Source organism: Azospirillum canadense, assembly GCF_025961225.1.
Taxonomy (GTDB): Bacteria; Pseudomonadota; Alphaproteobacteria; order Azospirillales; family Azospirillaceae; genus Azospirillum; species Azospirillum canadense.
In genome coordinates this window covers 1,207,313-1,226,922 of sequence record NZ_JAOQNG010000007.1, presented here as the reverse complement: position 1 = coordinate 1,226,922, position 19,610 = coordinate 1,207,313, and the positions used below count along the sequence as shown (strand labels likewise).

Below are 19,610 nucleotides of genomic sequence, written 5' to 3'. Positions count from 1 at the left end.
CGCCGCGCCTCAGCGCAGCCGCGCGTCCGGCGGGATGAGCCAGACCTGTTCGATCCGGCCGCCGCGCGTCGCGACGATCTCCTGGTGGAGGTGGATGGTCGTGTCGGCGTAGCCGACGACGAAGCGGATGCGGTCGCCGACGGCGGGCGTGGCGCTGGGCTGCCGCAGTTCGATCTTGGCGTGCTCGGCGGAAAAGCCAACGCTGTCGATGTCCGGCAGGTCGAGCGGGACCGGCAGGCCGGCGTCCGTGCTCATGGCCTTCTTGCCGGCGTCGGTGATCACGCGCCGGTCGGTGGGGCGGCTGGTCACGATGGAATGGACCGTCAGGCCGTACTCAACCGGCACGTTGTAGAGGGTGCGATATCGCACGTCGCCGAAGATGCCGCCGCCGGCCTGGATTTCCGTGACGCCCTTGATGCGCGTTGTCGTCTCGAAGGTGCCCGTCCCGCCGCAGCTGACGATCCCGATCGGGATGCCGTTGGCGCGGCAGAGATCCGCGCTGGCGACCAGCGCCCCGACCGCCTCCCCGATGGCGCGGCGCTTTTCTTCGGGGTCGGGGATGCGGGTGGTGTGCCCCTCCCAGGTCATGACGCCGGCAAGGCGCAGGGACGGATGGCCCGCGACCACCCGCGCCAAGGCGAGCACCGGCGCGCCCGGCAGGACACCGGCGCGCTGCGTCCCGGTGTCCACCTCGATCAGAACGCGCAGGCTCAGCCCCTCGGCCGCCGCGGCCTCGGCCAGGGCACGGACGTTGTCCGGCCCGTCCACCGCGACTATGACGTCGGCCCGCCGACGCAGCCCCATCAGTCGCGCGATCTTGATCGGCCCGACGATCTGGTTGGCGACGAGGATGTCGGTGATGCCGGCGTCCACCAGCATCTCCGCTTCGGACAGCTTGGCGCAGGTGATGCCGATGGCGCCGGCAGCCATTTGCCGGCGGGCGATGTCGGGGGACTTGTGGCTTTTGCAGTGGGGCCGCCAGCCCACGCCATGCTCCGCGCAGGTCCCGGCGATCCAGGCCAGGTTGCGCTCCATGATGTCGAGGTCGACGACCAGCGCCGGCGTGTCGAGCGCCGAAACCGGTTCACCGACCAGGGCTATTGACGTCGTCATGCGACGGGGGCTCCGGCCCGGCAGGAGAGGAAGCGGCGCACCACCTCGCCGGCGTCGGCGACCTCATCGAGTTGCATCACGGAATGCAGCAGCGCATCCACCGCCTCCGGGTCGGCATCGAGGCCCCAGTCCACGCAGGCGCGGAACTTGGCGAACACCTCCTCGTTGGTCATCGGGTCGTCCGGGGCACCCTTCATGGCCCAGCGCTCCAGCATGACCGCGCGTCCGTCGGTCAGCTCCAGCCGGACGCGGGCCGGCGCGATCGCGGTCGGTTCTATGTCGGTGGCGGCGATGGTCTCCAGGCGCGACGCGAAGGCCAGGTCGCCGGAGCGGATGCGGGCGGGCGTGTAGGTCGCGATGTCGACCTTCCCGTCCGTCAGCGCAGCCGCGAAGCCATAGGCGGCGTTGAACTGCGCGTGGACCACCGGGTTGGGGTGCGCCCCGTCGAAGCGGGCGCCGACGATCTTGCGGTTCACCTCGCCCAACTCGATGGTCGCGCGCTGGATGTCCGTGCCCGCGATGCCCTGCGCCCGCGCGTCAAGCGCCAGCTGGATAGTCGTGTGGACGCAGCGGCAGCAGGGATAGGGCTTCATGCTGAGGTCGCGAACGCGCCAGCTGCGGCCCAGGCCCTCGGTCAGAATCTCCGGCTTCACCTCGCCGCGCTCGTAGAGCTTGAACAGGCCGGCGTCGCCCTCCAGGAAGCGGTGCGGCCCGGTCAGCCCGTGCCGCGCCAGATGGGCGGCCAGCACGCCGGAGCGCGCCGCGAAACCCGGCCCGACGCGCTTGGCCAGCGCCCCGTCGGCGATGAACTGCGTCGTGCCGCTGAGCTGAACGAAGGCCAAGCCCATGGCGTGCAGCGTCTTCCCGGCGTCGAGCCCAAAAACCTTAGACGCCGCCGCCGCCGCCGCGATGGTCCCCAGCGCCGTGGTCGGGTGCCAGCCCTTGCCCAGCGAGTTGTAGCAGGCCAGGCCCAGGCGGCAGAACAGCTCCACCCCCACCGCCACGGCGGTGATCATCTCCCGCCCCGTGGGACGGCGCCCCGCGCCCGCTTCCGCCTCCACCGCGGCCAGCACGGCCGGCAGCACGACGCAGAAGACGTGGACGCGGGCGGGGTCGTGCTGGTCGTCGAAGTCCAGGCTGTGGGCCGCGGCCCCGTTGGCGAGCGCCGCCGTCGCCGGGTTCGCCCGGCGCCCGTCGAGGAGGAGCGTCGCCGTCCCCTCCCCTTCCCAGGCGGTCAGGGCGGACAGCAGCTCCGCCATGCCCGGCGCCTTGGCCGCCCCGGCGATAACGCCCAGGGTGTCGAGGGTGAAGAGCTTGACGGTCCGCACCACGTCGGGCGGCAGCCGGTCGTAGGTCAGCCCCGCAAGGGCCGAAGCAATCGCCTCGCCGATCGCGGCCCCTCTCCAGTCATTGCTCGCCGTGTCGTTGGTCATGGTCGCCTCAGGCGTAGAGATCGTGGCGCAGCAGGTCGGAGATGTCCCGCCGCAGCTCCAGGAATTGCGGGTCGAGCTTGATGTCCTCGCGCCGGGGCCGGGCGAAGGGCACGGTGATCTCGCGCAGGACGCGGGCCGGCCGCTTGCTGTAGACCAGGATGCGGTCGGCGAGGTACAGCGCCTCCTCGATGCCGTGCGTGACGAACAGCACGGTCTTCGGCTCCGCCTCCCAGATGCGCACCAGCTCGTCCTGGAGGACGTCGCGCGTCTGCACGTCGAGCGCGCCGAAGGGCTCGTCCATCATCAGCAGGGTCGGCTGGATGCAGAAGGCCCGCGCGATGCCGACCCGCTGCTGCATGCCGCCGGAGAGCTGGTGCGGCCAGGAGTCCTCGAACCCGCGGAGCCCGACGAGGTTCAGGTAATGGCGCGCCCGCTCCAGCCGTTCGGCCTTGCCGACGCCGACGACCTCCAGGCCGAAGGCGATGTTTTCCAGCGCGGTGCGCCAGGGGAACAGGTCAGCCCCCTGGAAGACCATGCCGCGGCCGGTGCCGGTTTTGCCAGTGATGTCCTTGCCGCCCAGCACGATCTTGCCGCCGTCCGCCGGGACGAGGCCGTTGATGATCTGGAGCAGCGTCGACTTCCCGCAGCCCGACGGCCCCAGCAGGGCGACGAACTCGCCCTCCCGGACATCGAGGCACTGGTCGACCAGCACCTGGACGCCGCCGAAGGACTTGGAGACGTGGGAAACGGAGAGATGGGCCATATCAGGCAAGCTCTTTTACGGCCTGTTCCAGGTAGGTGCGGTCGATGACCTTGGTCAGGTCGACCGTCCCCTTCAGCGCGCCGACCGCCTTGTAGGCCGGGATGACCTTGGCGAACTCGTCCGGGGTCAGCGTTTCCATGTTGTTGGGGAAGGCCTTGATGCGGGTGGTCAGCGTCTCCCACACCGGCTTCAGCATGCTGTCGTCGGCCGCCTTCAACTCCTTGGAAGAGGCGTACTGGCCGACCTGCGTCTTGAACCAGCCGTAGTCCTTGTTGGTGTTGCGGAAGGAGGTCAGGACCGACTTCAGCACCGCGACGGCGGCCCGCTTGTTCTCGTCCGCCTTCAGCCACGCGCCGGTGGTCATGACGATGGCGCTGAACCAGTTGTCGTATTCCTCCCAGGGCCGGACCAGCATCTCGTAGCTGCCCATCTGGGCCAGCTCCAGCGCCTGCTCGATGTGCATCGGCACGGCGTCCACGCGCCCGGCGACCAGCGCGCGGGCCCGGTCGCCGGAGCTGCCCATCTCGATGAAGTTCACCTTCTTCGGGTCGATGTTGCGCTTCAGCAGCGCGCCCGCCAGCATCACGTACATGAAGTCGCCGATGCTGTTGACGGCGATGGTGCCGCCCTTGGCGGCGATCTCCTCCAGGCTCTTGACCTTGTCGGTGTTGGCGACGATGACCTGCGAGGTGTTGCTGTAGGACAGGCCGATGATTCTCAGGTCCGCGCCGGCTTCGGCCGCCGCCAGGGTGGAGGCGACGTCGGCGTCGCCGAGGTCGGCGGCCCCGGCGATCACCTCCTGGGCGATCTGCGGGATTTTCTTGGTCGGCCGTACCTCCGGCGCGGCGAAGCCGGCCATCATCCCCACGCCGGAGCGCAGGGCCGCCTGCATCGGCACGTTGACCGCCGCCGCCGAGGCCAGCGTGTTGATCTTCAGCACCCGGCCGGTCTGGGCGAAGGCGCCCTGCATGGACCCCGCCAGCGGGCCGAGCGCCAGGACGCTCAACCCGCCGAGACCGGCGCGCAGGACGGTGCGGCGATTGACATCATCGAACATGACTCTCGGCCCTTATCGGTTGCGGTGGAATGAAGGGGGGCTTGGGAACGGCGTCAGCGGTCGCCGGTGCGGCTGGCGTACCAGGGGGCGCTGCGGTGGGCGATCCAGCGCAGCGCGCTGGTCATCGACACGCTGATGATCATCAGCGCCACGATCAGCGCGAAGAGCGGTGCGGTGGACAGGTCGAGCCCCGCGTCGTTCAGCAGCCCGCCGAAGCCGGCGCTGATGAACATCTCCGCCGTGATCATCGCCCGCAACGCATGGACCAAGCCGACCCGCGCCGCGATCATGATGAAGGGGTGGAGCGAGGGCAGGATGACGTAGCGGAAGCGCTGGAAGTCATTCGCCGCGAAGGAGCGCGCCACGTTCAGCAGCTTCGGCGACACCGACCGCGCCGCCTCCGTCATCGTCACGACCACGTACCAGACCGTCACGACGAAGACGATGGCCGTGCTGAAGACCAGGCCGCGCCCCATCAGGATGATGAACAGGGGGACGATCGCCGCCGCGGAGATGACGATGAACATCGACGCCCAGGGCTTCACGATGGCGTTCACCACCGGCACGCGGCCCATGGCGACGCCGAGCGGAATGCCGATGACGAGGGCCAGCGCGTAGCCCAGCATCATCTTCCACAGCATCTGCCAGAGCGCCGCCCAGAAGGCCCCGGTCTGCACGGTCTCGACCAGCGCGCGGGCGACCTGGACGGGGGTGGCGAGCAGGGCGTCGCCGAGCTGCGCGCCGGCCGCCTGCCACAGCGCCAGGACAAGCAGGATGCCCAGCAGGTTGACGATGCGCGATCCGAACCTCATGACGCCCCCTTCGGCCGCCAGACGCAGACCCGTTTCTCGACCAGCAGCAGAATTTCCTGCAAGGCGAGGCCGAGCAGGCAGAGGACGGCGAGGACGCCGAGCACGGCCGCGCTGTCCAGGCGGACCGCCGCCTGCTTCATGATCGACCCCAGGTTGGCGGCGGCCAGGAACAGCTCCGCCGTGATCATCGCGTTGACCGCCCGGACGACGCCGAGGCGCAGCGCGGTGAACAGGAAGGGCAGACATTCCGGCAGCAGGATCAGCCGCGTGCGCTGCCAGGCGCCGGCCCCGAAGGACCGCCCGACGTTGAGCAGCTTCTGGTCGGCGTTGCGCGCGCCGGTGCTGACGACGATGATCATGTCGAACACGCACATGATCACGACCAGCGCGACGCGGGCCTCGAAATAGAGGCCGAACCAGATCATGATGAAGGGCACCCAGGCGACGCTGGGCACCGCGTAGACGAGGTTGACGACGGGGTCGAGCAGATCGTGGACGAAGCGCAAACGCCCCATCAGCAGCCCGACCGGTATGGCGATCACACAGGCGATCGCGTAGCCCAGCACCATGTGCCGCAACGCCCCGGCCACCGCGATCGGCAGCTCGCCGCTCGCCACCATCTCCCACAGCCGGACGGCGACGCCCGTCGGAGGCGCCAGCACGAAGCTGGAATAGCCCTGGGCGATCACCTGCCAGACGAGCAGACCGACGACGATCGACGCGGTGTAGAGGAAGCCGAAGGAGCGATGGCCAGCCAGCCAGGGCGGCCGCGGCTCCTTCAGGATGGGGGTGCTGTTCGCATCAGCGGTCACAGTCCGTCGGCCTTCCGGTTTGGGAATTGCACCGTCGTTCTCGATAACCTACAGTACACACATAGTTGCCTAGCTGTCTAGCTGCCTATGCAGCTTCCGGAGACAAAAAGATGACGGTGCCGCCGACCGACTTCACGCCGATCTACGCGCGCGTCCAGCGCTTCATCCGCGACGAGATCTCGTCGGGGCGGCTGAAGGAAGGCGACCGCGTGCCGTCCGAACCGGCGCTGGCGGAACGGTTCGGCACCACGCGGGCGACGGTGGCGCGGGCGCTCCAGGAACTGGTCTATGCGGGGATCATCGTGCGCCGGTCGGGCAGCGGCACCTTCGTCGCCCCGCGCTCCATCAGCGCGCCCATCGACCTGACGCGCGTCCGCTCCTTCGAGGAGCAGGTGACGTCGCTCGGCGCGCGGATCGATTACGAACTGCGGGGCTTCGACCACCGCGCCGCGACGGGAGACGAGGCGCACAAGCTGCACCTCGATCCGGACGGCCGCGTCTACGCGCTCGACCGCCTGCGCATCGTGGACGGCAAGCGGATCAGCCTGGAACACCGCATCCTCCCGGAGGAACTCGGCCGCCGGATCACGCTGGAGATGCTGCGCACGCAGTCCATCCACCAAATCCTGGACGAAGCCTTCGGCCTGCGCGTGTGGCGGGTCGAGGGGCGCATCCGCGCCGGCGTGGCGGGCGACGACATCGCCCGGACGCTGGACATCGAGGCGGGATCGGCCCTGATCATCCGCGACTACGTGCTCTACAGCATCGACCGCCGCCCGCTGGTCACCGGCGAATCCTTCTACCGCGACGATTTCCACATCGACTACGTCGTGCAGCAATCGGAGACCGAGTAAGAGGCCGTTGAGTAGAAGGCTGAGAAGCTTCAGCGCAAATGCAAAGGCGGACGCGCGAGTCGCTTCACCAGAATGTGGCTCATCGCCATGTAAATGAATGCCTCCTCCGACTCTGGAAGGCGCTCGTAATCTTTTGACAAACGGCGATGTCTGCCAAGCCACGCGAATGTCCTTTCCGCTCTCCACCGGACAATGTTGCCAAGTTTGGTCGTGGCCCTGGGGCGTTGGGGGCGGCGGCACGCGGAAAACGACCTCAATGTGGTCGCCATCGATCTCGATCCGGCGAACCAGGGTTCGGATGATGTCGCGCTTGCCCTCCCAGTCGATGCTATCCAGCCCCTGGCGAACCCTCGTCGCGAACTCGTCCAGCCGGCCGATGATCACGGTCAATTCGCGTGCGGCTTCGACCGCCTCGGCGGCGAGCCGTTGACGTTCCTCGACTTGGGCGAGGCGGCTGCGCAATCCAGCGACGCGGGGCTCAAACTCGGCGCGGTCGAACAGCCCTTCGGCGTAGCCGTCGATCAAGCGGCCGATCCCGCGGCGCAGGCTGGCGGCTTGGCGGTCGAGCAAGGCGATGTCGCCGGCTTCGGAGGACTTGGTGGAGGGGGCGCTGAGCCGCCGACGGTACTCGTCCGCGACGCGGCCGGGATCCTCCAGTACGGCGCGCACTCGCTCCCAGACCGCGCCTTCCAGGAAGTCGCCGCGGATCGGTGGATTGTCGCACACCGCGTGCCCGTCGAATCGGCCGCCATCGGTGCCGATGCAGCGGTAATAGCAAAGCTCGTCCTTGGACTTCTTCCAGTCCGAGCGCGGCGCCGCCTTGCCGTAGTAGGCGTAGCCGCAGCGCCGGCAGACGATCAGGCCTTGCAGCAACCACCGTGGTCCTTTGAGGCTCTCCCGCTTGCGCCGACGATTTTCGTCCAGTTGCTCCTGCACCGCATCGAACACCGCTGGATCGACCAGCGCCGGCACGGGCACCTCGATCCACTCGTCGCGCGGCACAACCACCCGCGCACTGGGCCGTTTGCATGGCAGCGGATGACCACGCAACGGGCGCAACAACTTGGGGGGCGCCGTCACGTAGCGGGCATGGCCATAGATCGCCTTTCCGATGTAAGTGGTGTTGCGCAGCATGCCGTGGATCGTCGAGGCGTACCACAGCGCACCCCCGCGGCGTGTCTGACACCCGGCCTGTTTCAGGCGGCGGCAAACCTCGCGCAGGCTGACGCGCTCCAGCCCTACCCAGGCAAAGATCAGGCGCACGAACCGAGCCTCTTCCGAATCCACCTCGAACCGCGCCACGCCGCCGCCCACCCCCTTGGGAACGTAACGGTAACCGAAGGGGGCAGTGGTGAAGGCGCTGAGCAGGCCACAGCGGGCCGCATGGCGGCGCCCGCGGCGGCCACGTTCCAGGATCTTCGCCCGTTCGTACTCCGCGATGACGCCCTGGACCTGCAGCAGCAAGTCGTCTTCGGCGGTGCCGCCGAGCGGGTGGGTGAGAAAGGTGACCTCCGCTCCGGCGCGGCGGAACTCTTCGATCAGGAGCACTTGATGCGCGTAACGGCGGGCCAACCGGTCCGGCGCCAGCACGTAGACGCGCTCGACCGCCCCGGTGGCGACCGCATCGCGCAGACGCTCCAGCCCGGGTCGCAGCAGGACCGAGCCGCTGTAGCCCTCGTCCACATAGGCGTCGTCAGGCTCCAGTTGGCCACCGTCCGCGGCGATCCGCTCGCGCAACGCCGCCACTTGGCTGGCGATGGTGTTATCGCGGGCCTGCTGTTCGGTCGATACCCGCGCGTAAAGCGCGACACGGTGATCAGGCATGCTCACCTCCGCTGGAACCGAGCCGGCTGACCGGCAAGGAAGGGGGAGGCCCCGTTGCGACGGTCATCTGGGCAATCGTCCGGCGGGGCACCGGAACGACCCGGCTGTACGCGGCGACCAGGCACTGCGGGTGCGTTGGTGCAGGGATGCCGTTGTTGCCCCTGCGGACGCGGTTCGATAGGAAACCTGCCCCTTTCTGATCGCCCGTCTGACCATGCCGCACAAACACAATGCCGACCGCCGCCACCGGATTCCGAGGACCCGCTATAAGGTGATGAACTGGTCGGCCTACGAGGCTGGCCTGCACCAGCGGGGCTCGTTGACGATTTGGTTCAGTGATGAGGCGGTCGCAGCTTGGCAGGCGCCGCCGCGGACAACGCCGGGCGGCCAAGCGCGCTCCTCGGATCTCGCGATCGAGACAGCACTGATCATGAGGACAGTATTTCACCAGCCGCTGCGCCAGACCGAGGGGTTGGTCGGCTCCTTGCTCGCGCTGATGGGGCTGGATCTGCCGGTGCCGGATCATTCTACCTTGAGCCGACGATCCAGGACGCTGACGGTGGCGCCTCAGGCGGCAAGCGGACCGGTGCGCCTGCTGGTCGACAGTACCGGCGTAAAGCTCAGCGGGCCGGGTGAATGGCTGGTCGAGAAGCATGGCACCCAGCGCCGCCGGGCCTGGAGGAAGTTGCACCTGGGTGTCGATGCCGCCACCGGCACGATCGTCGCCTCGACCCTGACCAGCAAGGAAGTCGACGATGCTGCTGAACTCGGCCGCTTGCTCGGCCAGATCGACGGTCCGCTCGCCGCCATCATTGCCGACGGCGCCTATGACCAGGATCGCGTTTACGATGGCGTGGCCGAACACTCCCTGGAGGCTGCGGTTGTCGTGCCGCCACGCTCGACGGCCGTTCTCAGCGCCTCGGCCGAAACCGACCCGACTCAGCGCGACCGCCATATTCAGGTCATTGCCGAACTGGGCCGGATGGGCTGGCAGCGAATTTCCAGCTACAATGCAAGGGCCGGGGCGGAGGGAACGATGAGCCGGTATAAGCGCATCATTGGCGACACCTTGCGTTCCCATAGCCGACCGGCACAAGAGGTCGAAACCAGGATTGCCGTCAACGTTCTTAACCGCATGCTCGACCTCGGACGCCTGGAGTCCGCCCGCGCCGCCGGATGATCTAGAAACCAAGGCTCCCCTCTGCTCTCATAAACTCCGTGCACCACAGCACGGCCCGCAGGCAGCTCGGCTGGCAACCGGCGTAGGCGGTGATGCCGGCGTCGCCCGGTCGGCCGGCCCTGAGGAGCCAAGCCGGGATGTAGCCGCTCGTCCGCGTGCCGTGGTCGGCGTCGAAGGGATGGACCCGCAGCCAAGGATCGCCGCGGCGGCTCGTGTTCTGCAACCTGACCAGGGCCGACCAGAGGACGGCGTTCCGGGCCGCCCACGTCGCGGCGGCACGCACGACCGAACGGAGGGGCAGCCTGGACGGCATCATGGCGGTGGCCCACCGTGACCGAGGGGACTTCCCGCTATGGCAGCGCGCGTTCGCTCGCGGAACGGAATACGGCCTTACGCGCCAGGGGAATGGGGCGATGGGGGAATGGCGCCTCATCCCGGATTCCTGCGGACCACTCCATCCGGCGAGCACGCACGGTGCACAGGAAGGACGCCAGCTCACGGTTGAGCACCGTTCCCGCGGGATGCGGCAGCACTCGGCTCAATCGGCTGCCTTTCGTGCTTGGTCTGTGTGGGCTACCGCATGCGGGCTGGCAGAACGCCACCGGCTATGGAAAATGCGCGCTCGGCGAAGCCGCCTTCTACTGATGCAAAACTTTGATCGGACGCAGGTTCCGGGCCCGAACCCTGTCCGCGCAGATGGTCGGAAGCCGCACCGCCTGCACCGTCATCAACCGCATGACCAGCTTCGGCATGCCATTATCGAAAAATTTCTGAAGTCGGGGCCACAGGGCGCGGCCCGCCCGAGACGGGATTTACGCAACAACGCCGCTCAAAGCAGCATTCCGCCCGGCACCGGTCAGCACGAGCTCGTCACGAACAGCTTCTTACATTTTCGAAGAATACGGATGCACGCCCCGCCATGCCTCCGCTTGCCTCTTTGCAACAAGCTCCAGTCGCATCGCGGTGGTAAAATCGAGAAGGAGGCGAGCGGGCTGATCATTGGGTGCTTTGGCGAGGACACCAACGAAACCACGCTCTGCTTCATCGAAGGAACCGGCGACGAATGCTCGCAATGCAACCTCGTGCAGATCACGAACCGCAAGCGTTTCCGCATCCACCTCCCCTTTGTGCCCCAGCAACTCGTACAGCTCCAGAGGCCTGGACCGTCCGGGCACCGTGACGCGGTCAAGATGGCGCCATTCGAAGTCGTCCTGTGCTGCGCGATGCACGTCTTCGGACGCTAAAATCCGTGTGCCATAAGCCTTGTTGAGCATTTCAAGACGGCAGGCCAAGTTTACTGCGTCACCGATGGCGGTGTACGAAAGCCGTTGCGAGGTGCCAATGTTGCCGACGATGACCTCTCCGGCAGCTAGACCAATACGCGTGTGAAAGGGCGGGCTATCGCCATTTGCATTGAACGCCTCAAGAGAATGCTGCACGGCCAGGGCTGCTGTACAGGCGCTTGCCGCGTGATTAGCGTCACTGCCTTGCGCGTTGAAGAACGCCAGCATGCCGTCCCCCATGAACTTGTCCACCAAGCCCGTCTCACCATTGATGGCTTGCTCCAGCACTTCGAAGTAAGCACTTAGCCGTCGCACGAGCGCTCCCGGCGGCATGGTCTCGGCGATCGCGGTGAAGCCGACAACATCCGAGATCAGCACGGTCAGCACGCGTACCTCGCCGCCGAGTTCGGCGGGGCGGCCGCTGAGCAGGACCGACCGGACCACGTCGACCGGAACATAGCGCATGAAGGAGCGCAACGCCGCTTTCATGCACACGAGCGACCGGGACATCGCGTCAATTTCACCGTAAGCGTCGTCAGTTCCCCACCTCGCGTGCTGGCGGTCAATCTTGCAGGCTGATGGCCTCGTGAAGAGGAGGCCGGGATGCCTGATGTGCCAATTGATTTGCCCATTAACGGGCACAGTTTCCGCCGCATCGAAGTGCTGACGGGGGAGCGACGGCGCCGCTCCTGGTCGCTGGCGCAGAAGGCGCAGATCGTCGCGGAGAGTCAGCAGCCCGGCGCCGTCGTGGCGGAGATCGCCTTGCGCTACGGCCTGCACCGCAATCAGCTCTATGCCTGGCGGCGCGAATGGCAGCAACACGCCGAGCGGTCTCAACCGAACGGCTTCCTGGCGGTCGGCGTTGCCGACACGGGAGACAGCGAGCCCGCGAGGGCGTCCATCGACATTCTGATCGGCCCCATCACCGTGCGCGTCGCCCAGCCGTTTGATGCGGCGGCGCTGCGCCAGGTCCTGGAGGTCGTGCGGAGCGTGGCGTGATCAGCGTTCCAGTTGGTGTGCGCGTCTTCATCGCGGCGCGCCCGGTGGATTTCCGCAAGGGCATGGACGGGCTGGCCGCTCTGGTCCAGGAGGTCCTGCGCGCCGATCCGTTCGCCGGCGATGTCTACGTGTTCCGCGCCAAACGCGCCGATCGCGTGAAACTCCTCCTCTATGACGGCAGCGGCCTGATACTCGTGAGCAAGCGCTTGGAGGCGGGGCGCTTCACCTGGCCATCGCCCGCCGATGGGCGCGTGCTCATTTCCGCGGCGCAGCTGGCCGCCCTGTTGGAAGGGCTACCGTGGAACCGGATGCCGGCACGCCCGCCACCGCCACGCCCGACCAAGGCGTGCTAAGCCGCACGAACCCTCGTTTCGCCGGTTGCTCTCCAGTAAAATGGTGGCATGACGCTGGATCTCACCAATCTGCCCCAAGACCCCGCGCTGCTGACGCAGATGCTGCGCGACATGGCGGAAATGGTTGAGCAGCAAAATGCCGCGCTCCAGGCGATCAAAATTGAACGTGACCTGCATGCAGCGGAGATCGAGCGGCTGCGATTGCTGATCAAACAGCTGCAGCGGATGCAATTCGGGCGGCGCTCCGAGCGGCTCGACCCGGACCAATTGCAGCTGGCTCTGGAGGACTTGGAGCAGGCGGTGGCGGCGGCGCAGGCCGCCCAGGAGGACGCCGCGGCCAAGCCGGGCACCGGCACGGCGGCCGTCCGGCCCCCGCCACGACGCAATCGCGGTGCGCTGCCCGCCCACCTGCCGCGCGTCGAGGTTCTGCTCGACATCGCCGAGAAGAGCTGCCCCTGCTGCGGCGGGACCTTGCATGAGATCGGCGCCGACGTCTCCGAAATGCTCGACGTGATCCCGGCGCAATTCCGCGTGAAGGTGATCCGGCGCCCGCGCTACGGCTGCCGCCGGTGTGAGGGGGCTGTGGTGCAGGCGCCCGCTCCCGATCGCGTCCTCACCGGCGGCTTGGCCACCGAGGCGCTGGTCGCCCACGTCTTGGTGTCGAAGTTCCTCGATCACCTGCCGTTGTACCGGCAGAGCCAGATCATGGCCCGCCAGGGCCTCGCGTTGGATCGCTCGACGCTGGCCGACTGGGTGGGGCGGGCGGGCTGGTGGTTGCGCCCCTTGTGGGAACAGCTGCGTGGCTCGGTGCTGAGATCGACCAGGATTTTCGCTGATGACACGCCCGTACCGGTGCTGGCGCCTGGCACGGGCAAAACCAAAACCGGGCGGCTGTGGGCGTATGCCCGCGATGATCGCCCGTGGGCCGGCGCGCATCCCCCGGCGGTCGTCTACGTCTACAGCGCGGATCGCAAGGGCGTTCATCCCGCCACCCACCTGAGCGGCTTCACCGGGGTTCTGCAGGTGGACGGCTATCGCGGCTTCACGCGGCTGAGCGGCACGCGCGAGGCCGGAACGGTCAGGCTGGCTTTTTGCTGGGCGCACGCGCGGAGGCGCTTTTACGAGTTTCACCAGGCGACCGGCTCGCCGCTGGCCGGCGAAGCGCTGCGGCGGATCGCCGCCTTGTATGCCATCGAGGAGACGATCCGCGGCCGCCCGCCCGACGAGCGCCGGCGGGTTCGCCAGGAGACGAGCCGCCCCCAGGTGGAGGCGCTCAAACTCTGGTTGGAGGCGCAGCTTGGTCGCGTGTCGAGCAAGTCGGCCCTGGCCGAGGCGATCCGCTACACCCTGCGGCATTGGGAGGGGCTGATCGCCTTTCTTGATGACGGCCGGATCGACCTGGATACCAACACGGTGGAACGCGCGATGCGGCCCATCGCGTTGGGCCGGAAGAACCACCTCTTCGCCGGATCGGAAGCCGGGGCGCACAGCTGGGCAATCATCGCATCACTCCTCCAGACCGCACGGCTCAACGATCTGGAGCCCTTCGCGTACTTGCGGGACATTCTGGAGCGGATCGTGTCAGGCGCGGTGAAGACGCCCGATCTTCCCTCCCTCTTGCCATGGGCCTGGAAGGAAACCTACGGCTCAGCGGCCAACGCCTGACCCCGTGGCCCTGTCACACCGCTTACATTTCACCGATAAAGGAGCGTGGCGGCGCAGGACGCGAGAAGCGCAACTCACCAATGTCGACCAGGTCCTGGCTCATCAGACGGATGGGACGGGATATCGCGTGAGCCATCCAGGCCGCGGCCGCAATTCCAACCAGCAGGAAAATGCAAACCACAATGAACACCGCCGTCGTTGCCGCTGCGATCGGCGCTTCCACGTCTGCGCTCGGCAGCAGCACCACCAAGCGCCACACCAAACCGCCGGGAATCGCAAGCGCACGCCCGTCGACGATGACTCCACCAATCGTGTCCCGGAACAGGACGTCGGGTTTGCCGTCTCGATGCTCGGGCTGGGCCGTGGGGCTGAGAGCACGTTCGGTCACCACCGGAAGCACGGATTGCATGTTCGCCGGAAGGGCCGACAGGACACCAAACACAAGGTATCCGCCTGTGGACAAAGGAGCCATGACCACGACTCGTCCTTCACGCTCGACACGAAGTTCACTTAGGAACAGTTCTATTTCACGCAAATGAAAGTCGGCCGTCGCGACGCCTGCGGGGTGATGGGTTCCCGCATCGTTCAAGCCAATCACCACCGAAATGCCCGCCAGCCCTTCCGCAAATTCATAAGGGTCCGTCCAGCGTGGGCCGTCGGTGCCCATCCCCAATGCAAACCAGGGTTTCCGTCGCGGATCATACGGCACCCCTGGTCCGGATGTCAGCGGCATCCAGGTGCTGTCAGCCTGGAGTTCCCATTCGCGGGCAATGCCGTTGTTGAGCGTTGGAACCGAACGGTTGAGGATGAGCTTGCCATCGCGCCGGGTGATTCCGAGGAAGCTCCCTGTCGCGGCGTCGCTAACGCTGACCCATGTCAGAGCCGGACTGGCCTGTGCCTCCGCCACCAAGTAGTCGGTCATCCGCTCGGCGTCCATCAGCGCAATGCCGCGACGCTCGATGACATGCTTGATCCGGCTGAGGGCCGCGGGACCATTTTCGAGAAAGCGAGTCACCCGAAAGGCGACGTCGTTGGTCGCCTGTTCGATCGCGCGCTCCCCAACCAGTTTGGCCATTGTGCGGTGTCGAGTGAGGGCAACGAGGGAAACGGCCGCAAGGGAGCACACCATCAACACCAAGATGGCGCACAGCAGCGTGAACCGCAGGTTCAGCTTCATTGCCCCTCCAGTCGTTCTCGACTGGTATGGTGGTCGAGCCCCGCTTTCGAAAAGGGCGAGGCCCTACGGCTTTCGAATATGCCAACTTGGCACCCCAGGGCCAATCGCTGCCCCAGAGCGCCCAGAAACTCGTATGCAAAGCCTTTCCCAGACATATTTCAATGGGAAACCACTGATCTGGCGTCGGCTTCGTTGGACATCAGAAAGCCGATATAATGTTGCGGCAGGGTGTTTGAGCGACGGCCACGGATGGTCAGCGCCACCCAGACCCAGTGCGTTTTTGGATAATCCGGAGCATGCGTTCCGGCACCGGGACTGTTGGTGCTTGGCGGTTCAACAGAATCTGCCTGATTGCTGCACTTTGGCGCGCCGATCCTGGCCGAGGTGCCGGGTCGATCGGCGGAACGGTCGGACGGCTCCGTACAACGCTTGCTGGTTTGTCTCGCGGCCGGCCACCGCTCACGTCGTCCCCTCTTCTCATTGGAAGCCGTGCGCGCCCGCACGGCAGAGCCGGACGCCAGGCCTGGATGGCCTCCTCACTGAACCAGATCGTCAGGCTGCTACGCTGGCGCAGACTGGCCTCATCGGCCGCCCAATTCCTCACACGGTATGTGGCGCGAGGGACTTGGTGGCGGTGCGCAGCGTGGTGTCTGAACGGCATCGGGCGACGGTGGTGGCAGGCCTCAACGGGCCATGGCTTCCACGCCGATCCGTAGGCCGCCGCCAATCCCGCATTCCTGCACCACGCTGCGGCGAGCCGTATCCTCACCGGTTGCCCAAAGGCGCAACAAATTTCCAATGAATCCGAAATTAATTCGCCTCGAGCAGGATCCATACTGTCGGTTATGACGTATACGTCACCGCCAAAAGGACGGCTGGCCGTCGGCAACGATGCCTGGGTGTTGCACGCAGCCAGAAATCGCTCTGACGCGCGCCTGTCGCTCCTTGGCCGACTTCGGGAGCAGAACACAGACATGGCTTGGTTCATCAACCTCCGCATCGCGCGCAAGCAGGCCGTCGCCTTCGCCGCCATCGTCTTGGTGGCGGCGGTGGTCAGCGTCATGAGCTTTCGCACGCTGGGCTTCATCCAGACCAGCAACGGCTGGACCACCCACACCTACGAGGTGTTGGACGAAATCAATCGCGTTATGGCGGCGATGGTTGACCAGGAAACCGGCCTGCGCGGCTATCTGGTGACCAGCGAGCAGTCCTTTCTCCAGCCCTACAAACAGGGAATTGAGGCCTACGAGAAGGCCTTCGCCGCCGTCAAGCGGTTGACCGCAGATAACCCGAACCAGCAGCGCCGGCTCAACGAGTTGAATGGTCACGCTCAGAAGTGGCGCAAGGACGTTGCCGAGGCGGAGATTGCACTCATGCAAGGCTCGGAGGGGCGCCAGGGTGATGCCTGGATGATGGAGGCCAAAGGAGCAGGCAAAGTCTCTATGGACGGCATCCGCAAGCTGGTGCACGAAATCGACAGCGCCGAGCGCGGCCTGCTTGACACGCGCCACGCGGACCAGGAGGCGGCCTTCAACACCGCTTACACCACGATCATCGTCGGCGGCCTGCTGACGCTGGCGGTGGCTGTCCTGATGGGGCTTCTGCTCAGCCGCGCCATCGGCGGCGGCGTGATCGCCCTGACCGCCTGCATGACCAGGATGGCGGGCGGCGACAAGACGGTGGCGATCCCCGGCGTTGGTCGCGGCGACGAGATCGGCGCCATGGCCGACGCGGTCGAGGTCTTCAAGCGCAACGCCATCGAGGCCGACCGCCTCGCCGCCGCCCAACGGGCCGAGGAGGAGGCGAAGGCCCGCCGCGTCCAGCGCCTGGACGAGCTGATGCGTGGCTTCGAGGGCACGATCACCGGCGTGGTGCAGAGCCTGACCGGCGCGGCCACCCAGATGCAGCAGGCGGCCGGCGCACTGACCCAGACGGCCGAAGCGACTAACCAGCAGAGCACCACGGTCGCGTCCGCCTCCGAACAGGCGAGCGCCAACGTCCAGACCGTCGCCTCGGCGGCCGAGGAACTGGCCGCGTCAATTGGCGAGATTGGCCGCCAAGTCGCCCAGTCCTCCCAAGTGGCCGAACGTGCCGTGGCCGGCGCTGGTCGGGCGAACAGCGTGGTCTCCGGTCTGGCCGAGGGCGCGCAGCGGATTGGGCAGGTGGTCGACCTGATCAACAGCATCGCCGGGCAGACCAACCTACTGGCGCTGAACGCCACCATTGAGGCGGCGCGCGCCGGGGAGGCCGGCAAGGGTTTCGCGGTGGTGGCGAGCGAGGTGAAGAGCTTAGCCAACCAGACGGCCAAGGCGACGGAGGAGATCACCCAGCAGATCGGCTCCATCCAGGCCGCCACGCGCGAGGCGGTGGGCGCCATCGGGGAGATCAGCCGCGTGATCACCGAAATCAGCCAGATCTCCGCGACCATCGCCTCAGCGGTGGAGGAGCAGGCCGCGGCGACCAAGGAGATCAGCCGCAACGTGCAGGAAGCCGCCCAGGGCACTCAGGCGGTGACCAGCACCATCGCCGGCGTCACCCGCGCCGCCGGGGAGACGGGCCAGGCCGCCGGCGAGGTGCGGGATGTCGCCCAGCACCTGGCCGACCAGTCGGCGCGCCTGAGCACTGAGGTCGAGGGCTTCCTCACAAACGTCAAAGCGGCTTGACCAGCCCGATCCGGTCGAGCCCGTTGCGATGAAGGGGATGTGTTGCGGTGATGCGCGGCCCCTCTCTCTCCTCTCTCCCTTTCCAGGAACGCCGCCATTATGCACATGCATCCTCGCATTCAGGAGCGCCGCGCTGCCGTTGCCGCCGCGCAGCTTGAGGAATTTGCCGCGCAACGGGCCACCATCCTGCAGGCCGCCGAGACGGTCATTGCCACCCTGACGACGTTCGCCGCGACCTATCCGCACCCGGGCCTCTCCGAGTTGATCCACTTTTGGGAAACGACAGCCCGAATCATGAGGACGCTCGATCCGACGCATCCTGGGTGTTCATCTGTACTGGCAACAACCCAAACACTGATGGATAAGGTGCAGCACGCCACCACTGCAATCCTGCGCGACGCGGCGCGTCTTGGAACGCAAAAAGGGCCTGATTAGCCACCGATGCTCGTTCTCTCGGCTCGGCTTTGCACGTTTTAAGCGGTTGAGGTCAGGCGCTGATCCAAAAAGAAGCCCTCAATCCTTTTCAGGCGGCTGAAACGGGTCGTTACCCAGGTAGCCCGCCCGTGACGTCCACGAACAGATACCGAATGCCGATCGACAGTGCAGAGCGTGGACGTCCGATGCGACAGTCTCCGGAGAGTCGGCCGCAGGCCATTCCTGATGATGGTTTGCATTTAGACATGATTAACATTGTCCAGGCACAATGGGCTCTGTGGATTATTGCACTGATTCCGTTTGTGGATGGCTACGGTGATGACACTCAGCCGCCGCTTTGTGCTCGGTGCACCTGTGGCGCTGCTGGCGGCGCGTCCAGCCTGCGCCGCCACGAAACATCGCAGCTACGCCGCCACGCACGGCACCGCTCCCTTTGCAACGGAGCACTTGCTTCCCGGCGACACGCTCGACTTGACGACGGTCGACCGTGCCAACCCCGCCGCCCGGGTGATCGCGCTGACCATCGACGACGGGCCTGACCCGAACGACCTCCGCATCTTGGAGCTCCTGCGCCAACGGAACGCCAAAGCGACGTTCTTCTGCATCAGCGGCAAGCTGTCCGCACACCGCGACGTCGCCAGCCATGTCGCCGCCTCGGGCAACGAGGTCGGCTGCCACACCCACGACCACCCAATGATGACAGACATCCCGCCGGCGGCACAGCTCCGCAACCTGGAAACGGCCATGGAGGAGTTCGGCAACATCGGTGTGCGGCCGACTTGGTTCCGGCCGCCCTACGGTGATTTCGACGAGACGGTCGTACGGGAGGCGCACGACTGCGGCATGCAGACGGTGCTGTGGACCATTGACTCCCAGGATTGGAAGGGTCTGAGCGCCGGCGCGATTCACCAGCGCGTGATGGAGCGCCTGAGGCCTGGTGCGGTCATCCTGATGCACAGCACCAAGCCCGAGTCCGTCCGCGCTTTGCCAACCATTGTCGATGAAGGGATGCGACAGGGGTTCCGGTTTGTAACGATGACCGAATGGCGGAAAGCCATGCAAGCCTGCGCGGTACCGTTGACGTTGAGCAGCGCCGCCAACCATTCGGCAATTCACGGCACCCGGCCGCTGCCCCGTTAATGGCGATGGCAGCCTTGCCAACCACTGTGCCCCCCGTGCCCGCTGAA

Annotated in this window: 18 protein-coding genes and 2 pseudogenes; 9 read left to right on the top strand and 11 right to left on the bottom strand. The window is 66.6% G+C overall.

Features of this window, described 5'->3' with window-relative positions; translation table 11 throughout:
• Positions 1-9: 9 nt before the first annotated feature.
• The 6 genes from M2351_RS33350 to M2351_RS33325 are packed head-to-tail and all read right to left on the bottom strand — an operon-like array spanning position 10 to position 5,990.
• A complete protein-coding gene (locus M2351_RS33350; protein ID WP_264660281.1) occupies positions 10-1,113 on the bottom strand; it encodes an alanine racemase in 1,104 nt (367 codons plus the stop codon).
• The gene (locus M2351_RS33345; protein WP_264660280.1) at positions 1,110-2,546 is read right to left on the bottom strand and encodes an MmgE/PrpD family protein; all 1,437 of its coding nucleotides are present in this window, start codon (positions 2,544-2,546) and stop codon (positions 1,110-1,112) included. Before M2351_RS33345 ends, M2351_RS33350 begins: the two co-directional genes overlap by 4 nt.
• Positions 2,547-2,553: 7 nt before the next feature.
• Positions 2,554-3,309 (bottom strand): ABC transporter ATP-binding protein, encoded by a 756-nt coding sequence (locus M2351_RS33340; protein ID WP_264660279.1) that lies wholly within the window; start codon positions 3,307-3,309, stop codon positions 2,554-2,556.
• Position 3,310: 1 nt separating this feature from the next.
• The gene (locus M2351_RS33335; RefSeq protein ID WP_264660278.1) at positions 3,311-4,366 is read right to left on the bottom strand and encodes an ABC transporter substrate-binding protein; all 1,056 of its coding nucleotides are present in this window, start codon (positions 4,364-4,366) and stop codon (positions 3,311-3,313) included.
• Between the two features lie 53 nt (positions 4,367-4,419).
• Entirely contained in the window at positions 4,420-5,178 is a 759-nt protein-coding gene (locus M2351_RS33330) for an ABC transporter permease (RefSeq protein WP_264660277.1), read from the bottom strand.
• On the bottom strand, positions 5,175-5,990 hold the full coding sequence (locus tag M2351_RS33325; RefSeq protein ID WP_264660276.1) for an ABC transporter permease: 816 nt from the start codon (positions 5,988-5,990) through the stop codon (positions 5,175-5,177). The genes M2351_RS33330 and M2351_RS33325 overlap by 4 nt, the downstream gene beginning before the upstream one ends.
• 110 nt (positions 5,991-6,100) lie before the next feature.
• Between M2351_RS33325 and M2351_RS33320 the strand changes: the two genes are divergently transcribed.
• Positions 6,101-6,844 (top strand): GntR family transcriptional regulator, encoded by a 744-nt coding sequence (locus M2351_RS33320; protein ID WP_264660275.1) that lies wholly within the window; start codon positions 6,101-6,103, stop codon positions 6,842-6,844.
• Positions 6,845-6,873: 29 nt separating this feature from the next.
• Here the strand turns inward: M2351_RS33320 and M2351_RS33315 are convergent, their stop codons facing one another.
• Together M2351_RS33315 and M2351_RS45355 are read right to left on the bottom strand one after the other, a co-directional pair.
• Entirely contained in the window at positions 6,874-7,113 is a 240-nt protein-coding gene (locus tag M2351_RS33315) for a transposase (RefSeq protein ID WP_264660274.1), read from the bottom strand.
• A 454-nt stretch (positions 7,114-7,567) separates the two neighbouring features.
• Positions 7,568-8,668: pseudogene (locus tag M2351_RS45355) on the bottom strand (recombinase family protein); the annotation flags it as partial.
• Between the two features lie 214 nt (positions 8,669-8,882).
• Between M2351_RS45355 and M2351_RS33305 the strand changes: the two are divergent.
• Positions 8,883-9,848, top strand: a complete 966-nt coding sequence (locus M2351_RS33305) for an IS5 family transposase (RefSeq protein ID WP_264660272.1) — start codon at positions 8,883-8,885, stop codon at positions 9,846-9,848.
• Between the two features lies 1 nt (position 9,849).
• Here the strand turns inward: M2351_RS33305 and M2351_RS33300 are convergent, their stop codons facing one another.
• Positions 9,850-10,164, bottom strand: coding sequence for a hypothetical protein (locus M2351_RS33300; protein WP_264660271.1), 315 nt, complete (start codon positions 10,162-10,164; stop codon positions 9,850-9,852).
• Positions 10,165-10,433: 269 nt separating this feature from the next.
• Here M2351_RS33300 and M2351_RS33295 point away from each other — a divergent pair.
• Positions 10,434-10,622: pseudogene (locus M2351_RS33295) on the top strand (IS5/IS1182 family transposase); the annotation flags it as partial.
• A gap of 110 nt (positions 10,623-10,732) precedes the next feature.
• On the opposite strand, the gene M2351_RS33290 reads toward M2351_RS33295, so the two are convergent.
• Positions 10,733-11,641: an adenylate/guanylate cyclase domain-containing protein gene (locus M2351_RS33290; protein ID WP_264660270.1), complete on the bottom strand. Its 909-nt coding sequence runs from the start codon at positions 11,639-11,641 to the stop codon at positions 10,733-10,735.
• A 93-nt stretch (positions 11,642-11,734) separates the two neighbouring features.
• On the opposite strand from M2351_RS33290, the gene tnpA reads away from it, so the two are divergent.
• The 3 genes from tnpA to tnpC are packed head-to-tail and all read left to right on the top strand — an operon-like array spanning position 11,735 to position 14,148.
• Positions 11,735-12,130, top strand: coding sequence for an IS66-like element accessory protein TnpA (gene tnpA, locus M2351_RS33285; protein WP_264660269.1), 396 nt, complete (start codon positions 11,735-11,737; stop codon positions 12,128-12,130).
• Entirely contained in the window at positions 12,127-12,483 is a 357-nt protein-coding gene (gene tnpB / locus M2351_RS33280) for an IS66 family insertion sequence element accessory protein TnpB (protein ID WP_264660268.1), read from the top strand. The genes tnpA and tnpB overlap by 4 nt, the downstream gene beginning before the upstream one ends.
• Before the next feature lie 48 nt (positions 12,484-12,531).
• Entirely contained in the window at positions 12,532-14,148 is a 1,617-nt protein-coding gene (tnpC, locus tag M2351_RS33275) for an IS66 family transposase (protein WP_406567461.1), read from the top strand.
• Between the two features lie 22 nt (positions 14,149-14,170).
• Here tnpC and M2351_RS33270 read toward each other — a convergent pair whose 3' ends face one another.
• Positions 14,171-15,325 (bottom strand): PDC sensor domain-containing protein, encoded by a 1,155-nt coding sequence (locus tag M2351_RS33270; protein WP_264660267.1) that lies wholly within the window; start codon positions 15,323-15,325, stop codon positions 14,171-14,173.
• A gap of 974 nt (positions 15,326-16,299) precedes the next feature.
• Between M2351_RS33270 and M2351_RS33265 the strand changes: the two genes are divergently transcribed.
• From M2351_RS33265 to M2351_RS33255, 3 genes are all read left to right on the top strand, one after another.
• On the top strand, positions 16,300-17,988 hold the full coding sequence (locus M2351_RS33265; protein WP_264660266.1) for a methyl-accepting chemotaxis protein: 1,689 nt from the start codon (positions 16,300-16,302) through the stop codon (positions 17,986-17,988).
• Positions 17,989-18,087: 99 nt separating this feature from the next.
• Positions 18,088-18,423: a hypothetical protein gene (locus tag M2351_RS33260; protein WP_264660265.1), complete on the top strand. Its 336-nt coding sequence runs from the start codon at positions 18,088-18,090 to the stop codon at positions 18,421-18,423.
• A gap of 318 nt (positions 18,424-18,741) precedes the next feature.
• Complete coding sequence (locus M2351_RS33255) at positions 18,742-19,563, top strand: polysaccharide deacetylase family protein (RefSeq protein ID WP_264660264.1); 822 nt, start codon at positions 18,742-18,744, stop codon at positions 19,561-19,563.
• Positions 19,564-19,610: the final 47 nt, after the last annotated feature.